General features: G+C 74.5%; 7 protein-coding genes. 4 read left to right on the top strand and 3 right to left on the bottom strand.

Annotated features, from left to right (window positions below; all coding sequences use genetic code 11):
* The coding region (locus tag H1A17_RS32930) for a nitrate- and nitrite sensing domain-containing protein (protein ID WP_194823712.1) at positions 1-1,966 on the bottom strand (1,966 nt) is incomplete at its 3' end.
* Positions 1,967-2,241: 275 nt separating this feature from the next.
* Between H1A17_RS32930 and H1A17_RS32925 the strand changes: the two genes are divergently transcribed.
* Positions 2,242-2,490 (top strand): DUF2630 family protein, encoded by a 249-nt coding sequence (locus H1A17_RS32925; protein WP_145920838.1) that lies wholly within the window; start codon positions 2,242-2,244, stop codon positions 2,488-2,490.
* A 47-nt stretch (positions 2,491-2,537) separates the two neighbouring features.
* On the opposite strand, the gene H1A17_RS32920 is transcribed toward H1A17_RS32925, so the two are convergent.
* Positions 2,538-3,467, bottom strand: a complete 930-nt coding sequence (locus H1A17_RS32920; RefSeq protein WP_145920839.1) for a serine protein kinase RIO — start codon at positions 3,465-3,467, stop codon at positions 2,538-2,540.
* Positions 3,468-3,622: 155 nt separating this feature from the next.
* Positions 3,623-4,270 carry an HAD family hydrolase gene (locus H1A17_RS32915; protein ID WP_145920840.1) on the bottom strand — a complete coding sequence of 216 codons (648 nt, stop codon included), beginning with the start codon at positions 4,268-4,270 and terminating at the stop codon, positions 3,623-3,625.
* A 230-nt stretch (positions 4,271-4,500) separates the two neighbouring features.
* Between H1A17_RS32915 and H1A17_RS32910 the strand changes: the two genes are divergently transcribed.
* From H1A17_RS32910 to H1A17_RS32900, 3 genes are all read left to right on the top strand, one after another.
* Complete coding sequence (locus H1A17_RS32910; protein ID WP_088645028.1) at positions 4,501-5,073, top strand: TetR/AcrR family transcriptional regulator; 573 nt, start codon at positions 4,501-4,503, stop codon at positions 5,071-5,073.
* A gap of 116 nt (positions 5,074-5,189) precedes the next feature.
* The gene (locus H1A17_RS32905; RefSeq protein WP_145920841.1) at positions 5,190-6,134 is read left to right on the top strand and encodes a TIGR04222 domain-containing membrane protein; all 945 of its coding nucleotides are present in this window, start codon (positions 5,190-5,192) and stop codon (positions 6,132-6,134) included.
* On the top strand, positions 6,131-6,949 hold the full coding sequence (locus H1A17_RS32900) for a DUF692 domain-containing protein (RefSeq protein WP_194823711.1): 819 nt from the start codon (positions 6,131-6,133) through the stop codon (positions 6,947-6,949). The genes H1A17_RS32905 and H1A17_RS32900 overlap by 4 nt, the downstream gene beginning before the upstream one ends.
* The last annotated feature ends 52 nt before the right edge of the window (positions 6,950-7,001 follow it).

The following is a 7,001-nucleotide window of genomic DNA, read 5'->3' as shown; positions in this document are numbered from 1 at the left end:
CCGGCAGCGGGGCCTCGCCGGCCGGCGGCACGGCGGGGGTGGCCGGGCCGGCGGCGAGGACCGGCTGGGCGCCGGACGGGCTCGGGTCACCGGGCACGACCAGCTCCGACGGGATCAGCACCACGGCGGTCGTACCCCCGTAGGCGGACTCCTTGAGCTGCACCTTCACCCCGTGCCGCTCGGTCAGCCGGCTCACCACGTACAGGCCGAGGCGGGCGGCGTCGGCCAGGTTCAACTCGGAACGGTCGCCGATCCGGCGGTTCGCCGCGGCCAACTCCTCCCCGGTCAGCCCCAGGCCACGGTCCTCGATCTCGATGGCGTACCCGGCGGTCACCAGTTGACCCCGCACCTCCACCGTGGTGGTCGGCGGCGAGAAGGACAGTCCGTTCTCGATCAGCTCGGCGAGCAGGTGGATCACGTCACCGACCGCCCGGCCGGCGAGCGCGACCGGCCCGAGCGGCAGCACGTCCACCCGGGTGTAGTCCTCGACCTCGGCGACCGCGCCGCGCACCACGTCCACCATGGGCACGTTGCGCCGCCAGGCCCGGCCCGGGGTGGCCCCGGAGAGCACGATCAGGTTCTCCGCGTTGCGCCGCATCCGGGTGGCTAGATGGTCCACCCGGAACAGGTCCTCCAGCTCCTCGGCATCGTGTTCGCGCCGTTCCATCGCGTCGAGCAGGGTGAGCTGGCGGTGCACCAGCGCCTGGGTCCGCCGGGCCAGGCTGAGGAACACCCCGCGGACGTTGCGACGCAGCTCGGCCTGCTCCACCGCCGTCCGGACGGCGGTTTCCTGCACGGCGTTGAACGCCCGCCCGAGCTGGCCGATCTCGTCGTCGCCGAAGTCCAGGGGTGGGGCCTCGCGGGCCACGTCGACGTCCTCGCCACGACCGAGCCGGTCCACCACACCGGGCAGCCGCTCGTGGGCCAGCAGCAGCGCGGCGTCCCGCAGCCGGGCCAACTGGCGGACCAGGTGCCGGGCGGTGCTGATCGACACCACGATGGAGGCGACCACGGCGATCAGGCCGAGACCGGCGGCGAGCACCAGCCGGACGATGACGCCCACCGCGACCGGGGTGGCCCGGTCGATCAGCGCGTCGCCGATGGTCACCCCGAAGTCCACCTGGGCCTGCATCGCCGGCCCGACGGTCGACTGCCACTCCTGTGCGGTCAACGGCAGGGTGGCCCCCGACCGGGACTGCTGGATCACCCGGTCCTCCAGGACCCGGAACCGGGCCACCGCGTCGGAGCCGGCGAGCTGGTCGTAGCGGACCCGGTCGGCCGGGGACAGCTCACCGGCCGCCTCCGCGGTCTGGTAGCGCTGCGCACCGACCAGTTGGGCGAAGCGGGCGTACTCGTCGCCGGTCATCCGGCCCGCCGCGAGCACCCCGGTGATCAGGGCGTCCTGCTGGGAGATCAGCTCCCGTACCTGGTATAGGTCGACCAGGGTCTCACTCTCGGCGGCGATCCGCGGGTCGTCGAGCTGGCCGAGCGAGCCGTACATCCGCAGCACCGCGGCGAGGATGGCGGTGTACGCGGCCGACGCCTCGGCCCGGTTCACCCCGGCGTCGCGCACCGACTCCCGGACGCCGGTGAGACCACTGAGCCCGGTCAGCACCTCGTCCACCCGGCGGCGGGTGTCCGCCCCGGTGGCCAGTTCGGCCTGCCAGCTGCCCACCGACGTGCCGAAGTCGTCCGACACCAGGTCGGTGCGCTGCCACTGGGCGGTCAGCGCGTCGAGTTGCGACTGGCCGCGTTCGCCCAGGTAGGCGTTGGCGAGCCGACGTTCGTCCTGCAACGCGGTGAGCAGCGACTGGCCCGGGTCGGCCACCCGGCTGTTGAGCGTCTGGACGAACAGCAGGGTGAAGCCGTCCTGGACGGTCACCCAGGCCGCGAAGGACCAGAGCGCGACGAGCGAGGTGAGCAGGGCGACGATTTTGGTACGCAGACGCGTGCTGCCGGAACCCATCACACCGCCCCCGGGCCGGACCGTGGCCGCCGGACGCCCGACGCGTCACGACACACCTGAACCCGGCGCACGCTAGCAGTCGGCACCACCATCACTCAAGCCATGCTGATCATGGAGGCGGGGTCGGTGCCGCAGGTCGGAGGCGATGGTGACCACCATGGATGGTACCGGCCCGACGGTGTCGACGGGCACGACGGCGGGCCGGACGGGACCGTCGCCGGCCGGCCGACCCCGATCGCGGGCGCGGCCGAGCCCGCTGTGCCAGGCTCAGGGGCATGGACGACAAGAGCATCCTGCACCGGATCTCGGAACTGGTCGACGAGGAGCACCGGCTCCGGTCGGCGGCCCAGACCCACGAATCCGGCACCGACGACGAGGCCAAGGAACAACTGCGCGCGCTGGAGGAGTCCCTGGACCAGTGCTGGGACCTGCTGCGTCGCCGCCGGGCGGCCCGGGAGGCGCACGGCGACCCGGAGGCACAGGGCGCCCGACCGGTGTCGGAGGTCGAGCGTTACCTCCAGTGAACGCCCGACGCCCCGGACGGCCGGCGGCCGTCCGGGGCGTCGCCGCGTCAGCGCACCCCCGCCTCCCGCAGCAGCAGGCCGGTGAGGGCGGCCGGGTCGGTGTCGGCGGCGGGCAGCCCCCGGGCGGTGAACCAGGTGGCCACCACCCGCACGTCGCGGGCCAGGAACTCCGGCCCCTGCGGGTTGGCGACCACGTCGACCACCTGCGGAAGGTCGATCATGACGAGCCGTCCCGCGTGCACCAGCAGGTTGTACGGCGACAGGTCGCCGTGGGCGTAGCCGGCCCGGGCCAGCACCACCAGGGCGTCCACCAGTTGTTCCCAGAGGGAGCGCAGCTCCGCCGGGTCGGGGCGGAGCTGGGCCAGCCGGGGCGCGGCGGTCCCCTCGTCGGGGTCGCCGACGAACTCCAGCATCAGCTCGGTGCCGAGCAGTTGCACCGGGTACGGCACGGCGATCCGCCCGGACTCCGCCCCGATCTCCCAGAGCCGGGACAGCGCGGTGAACTCGGCCGCCGCCCACTGACCGGCGATCATCTGCCGGCCGAACGCCGTCCGGCCGGCCATCGCCCGGTTCTCCCGGGACCGGCGCACCCGGCGTCCCTCCAGGTAGCCGGCGTCGCGGTGGAAGAGCCGGTGCTGGGCGTCGCGGTACCGCTTGACCGCCAGCAGGCAGGACCGGTCGGTGTCGGGCACCGCCCGGCGGACGAGGTGGACGTCCGCCTCCTTGCCGGTCTTGAGCACGCCGAGGTCGGTGTCCCGGGCGGCCAGCTCGGTGACCAGCCACCGCGGGTGCGGTTCGGGTCCGTGCACGGCCTGGTCCCAGGAGGACCAGTCGTCCTCCGGTTCGGGCTCGGGTTCGTCCTCGGGTGCGGTACGGGCCGGCTGCCGGCCGTACGTCAGGAAGGGTGTCTCGTCGTCGTCGAAGCGGCTCCTGCCGCGGCCACGGCGCTGCGGCGCCGGGAGGTCGTGTTCGCGCACGGTGCTGGTGATCCCTTGGTCGAGGCTGATGGAGGCAGGTGGTACGACCCTGCGAAGACGGCCATGACCGACCTCCCTTCCTCGACCGGGCCCCGCCCGGCTGCGCGTGCGCGCCGGCCCATGCTGGCCGACGCCCCGACCGGGGCACAACCGATTTACCCGCCGGCGAGCACCACCGAGACCGCCGCGATCAACGAGTCGACGGTGCGGGTCGGGGCGAACCGGTCGTCGGTCCAGCTCCGGCCCCGGTGCAGCCAGACGCTGGGCAGGCCGACCGCGGCGGCCCCGCCGATGTCGGCCTCCGGGCTGTCCCCCACCACCCACGCCCCGCGCAGCGGCAGCCGGGCCCGCTGGGCGGCCAGCGCGAAGATCCGGGGGTTGGGTTTGCTCACGCCGGCCTCCTCGGAGATCACCCAGTCGGCGATGTAGCGGTCCAGGCCGGTCTGCCGGATCTTGGCGTCCTCCAGCCGGACCGAGCCGTTGGTGACCACCACCGGCAGCCACCCGGCGTCGTCGGCGATCCGCAGCGCGCAGGCGACCAGCGGGTCCAGCCGGGTGTAGCCGACCACCCCGTCGTGCAGTTCCTCGACCAGGTCGATGGAGGGGATGCGCAGCGCGTACCGGTCCCGGATGGCGTCGGCGATGTCCCACCGGTCGGTCAGGCCGTCGGCGTCGATGGACAGCAGCCAGTCGATGTCGGTGGCCGGCGCGCCGATCTCGGCCAGGAAACCCTCGGCCCAGGCGCGGAACGGCCCGGCCCGGTCGAGCAGGGTGTTGTCCAGGTCGAGCAGGAGCAACGGCACTGAGGCACCTTACGGGAGAGGGGACCGCCGCCGACAGGGTCGAGCCGCCCGTCGTCGACCGTCGGGCAGCCGGGGTCGGGCGGGGGCGGTGCACGGGTGGGGGGAGGTGACCGGGGCTGTCGCCACCGGCCGATCCTAACCGGACGCGCGTCCGGCAGGCCGAGGTGACGGCCAATAGCAAGCCGTACGTACGGTTTGCCTTGCGCAGGGTCACCTGCGACGATCAACCCGTGCCCAGAGTAAGTCAGGACCAGCTCGACGCGCGCCGCCAGGAGATCCTCGGCGCGGCCCGGGCCTGTTTCGCCCGGCACGGCTACGAGGGAGCCACCGTACGCCGGCTGGAGGAGGCGACCGGGCTGTCCCGGGGGGCCATCTTCCACCACTTCCGCGACAAGGACTCGCTCTTCCTCGCCGTCGCCGAGGACGACGCCGCCGTGATGGTCTCCACGGTGGCCCGCAACGGCCTCGTCCAGGTGATGCGGGACCTGCTCGCCCGCGCGGTCTCCCCGGACACCACCGGCTGGCTGGGCAGCCAACTGGAGGTGTCCCGCCGGCTGCGCACCGACCCGGCCTTCGCCCGCCGGTGGGCGCAACGGTCGGCCGCCATCGCCGAGGCGACCCGGGACCGGCTCGTCCGGCAACGCGAGGCCGGGGTGCTCCGCGAGGACATCGACATCGACGTGCTGGCCCAGTTCCTGGAGCTGGCGTACGACGGGCTGGTGCTGCACCTGGCGATGGGCCGGCCCGCCGGCGATCTCGGGCCGGTGCTGGACCTGGTCGAGGAGGCCGTCCGCCGCCGCTGACCCCACCCGGGGCGGGGCAGGTCTCGGCTCGGTAACTCGCCCACCGCCGCCGTGCCGGCGTGGCGGGGCTGTCCCACAATGGGGCCGCGATCCCCCTCGCGCGACAGGAGCAGCCCATGAACACCCTTGCCGCACCGGGCGACACCTGGGGCATCCCCGGCCCGCTCTTCCTGAAGCTGTACCTGCTGGTCGCCGTCGTCGCCGTGGTCGGCGTGCTGGTGCACCGACGGCGCACGGCCGCCGGCCCGGACGCGGTCGGCGCCGACCAGCTCGGCCCGCAGCAGGTGGCCTACCTCAACGGTGGCGACCAGCTCGCCGTCTGGGCGGCGCTGGGTGGCCTGCGCGGCGCCGGTGCGATCGACGTCCAACCGGACCGCCGGTTGATCGCCACCGGGTCGACGCCCAGCGGGGTCACCCCGCTCGACCACGCGATCCGGCACGCCGCCCGCCAGCCGGTAGCCGCCCGGGAGCTGCGCCGCGACGCCGGGGTGGGCCGCGCCCTGGAGCAGCTGCGGCAGGGGTTGGAGCAGCGCGGCCTGCTGATCGACGCCGACGGGGTACGGGCCCTGCGGCGCGGGCGGAACCTGCTGCTGGTGCTGCTGGCCCTCGGCGTGGTGCGACTGGTCGCCGGCCTGGTCAACGGCCGGCCGGTCGGCTGGCTGCTGCTCGCCCTGGCCGGGCTCGGGGTGGCGTTCGCCCTGGTGGCCCGTACGCCCCGACGGACCAGGACGGCGAACGTGATGATGCGTCGCCTGCGCAGCAGCAACCACCACCTCGCCCCCGACTCCGCCCCGGCCTACGCGACCTACGGTCCGGCCGGCGCGGCGATGGGGGTGGCCCTGTTCGGCACCGTCTCCCTCTACGCCCTCGACCCCGGCTTCGCCGCGCAGGCGGAGATCCAGCGGCAGGCGTTGAACGCCAGCAGTGGCAGCGGCTACAGCGGTTCCTCGGGTGTCACGTGCGGCGGCAGCACCTCGTCGGGCGACAGCGGCTCGTCGTGCGGTGGCGGCAGCTCCTGCGGCGGCGGAGGAGGATGCGGCGGCGGAGGGTGCGGCGGATGACCCGGCCGCAGGGGGTGGGCATCGGCTGGCGGCCGGAGATCGCCGGTTTCGTCGCCGCGCTGCCCGGCCTGCGCTTCGTCGAGGTGGTGGCGGAGTCGCTCGCCCCCGGCGGCCCCCTCCCGCCGGGGCTGGCCGCGCTGCGGGAGCGCGATGTCACCGTCGTACCGCACGGGGTGCGGCTCTCCCTCGGCGGCGCGGAGCCGGTCGACCCGGCCCGGGTGACGCACCTGGCCCGGGTGGCCGAACTGGTCGACGCGCCCCTGGTCAGCGAGCACGTCGCGTTCGTCCGGGCCGGCGGGCTGGAGGCCGGGCACCTGCTGCCGCTGCCACGCACCCGGGAGGCGGTGGCGGCGGTGGTGGCGAACGTCCGGCGGGCCCGGGCGGAGCTGCCGGTGCCGCTGGCGTTGGAGCCGATCGCCGCGCTGTTCGACTGGCCCGACGACGAGCTGGACGAGGCGGACTTCCTCACCGAGATCCTCAACGCCACCGACGCGGAACTGCTGCTCGACGTGGCCAACGTCTACGCCAACGCCCGCAACCGGGGCCAGGACCCGCAGGCCCTGCTGGACCGGCTGCCGCTGGACCGGATCGCCTACGTGCACGTGGCCGGCGGGGCCGAGCACGGCGGGCTTTACCACGACACGCACACCGATCCGGTGCCCACCGAGGTGCTGGAGCTGGTCGGCGCGCTGTGCGCCCGCCGCAGGCCGCCCGCGCTGCTGCTGGAACGCGACGGCCACTACCCGCCCGCCGACGTGCTGCGGGCCGAACTGGACGCCATAGCCAGCGCCGCCGGCCACCCGGCCGTCACGTGAGCGCCACGCACGCCGCCGAGCCGGCCCCGCCGCCCGGCAGATCGGAAGAGCA

It is taken from the genome of Micromonospora sp. S-DT3-3-22 (genome assembly GCF_015354745.1).
Lineage (GTDB): Bacteria > Actinomycetota > Actinomycetes > Mycobacteriales > Micromonosporaceae > Micromonospora > Micromonospora wenchangensis.
This window is presented reverse-complemented; position numbering and strand designations above follow the sequence as displayed.

Bases quoted from the DNA above. Each gene is read 5' to 3' on its own strand.
- H1A17_RS32900 (WP_194823711.1), top strand. From the start codon at position 6,131: ATGACCCGGCCGCAGGGGGTGGGCATCGGCTGGCGGCCGGAGATCGCC.
- H1A17_RS32905 (WP_145920841.1), top strand. From the start codon at position 5,190: ATGAACACCCTTGCCGCACCGGGCGACACCTGGGGCATCCCCGGCCCG.
- H1A17_RS32925 (WP_145920838.1), top strand. From the start codon at position 2,242: ATGGACGACAAGAGCATCCTGCACCGGATCTCGGAACTGGTCGACGAG.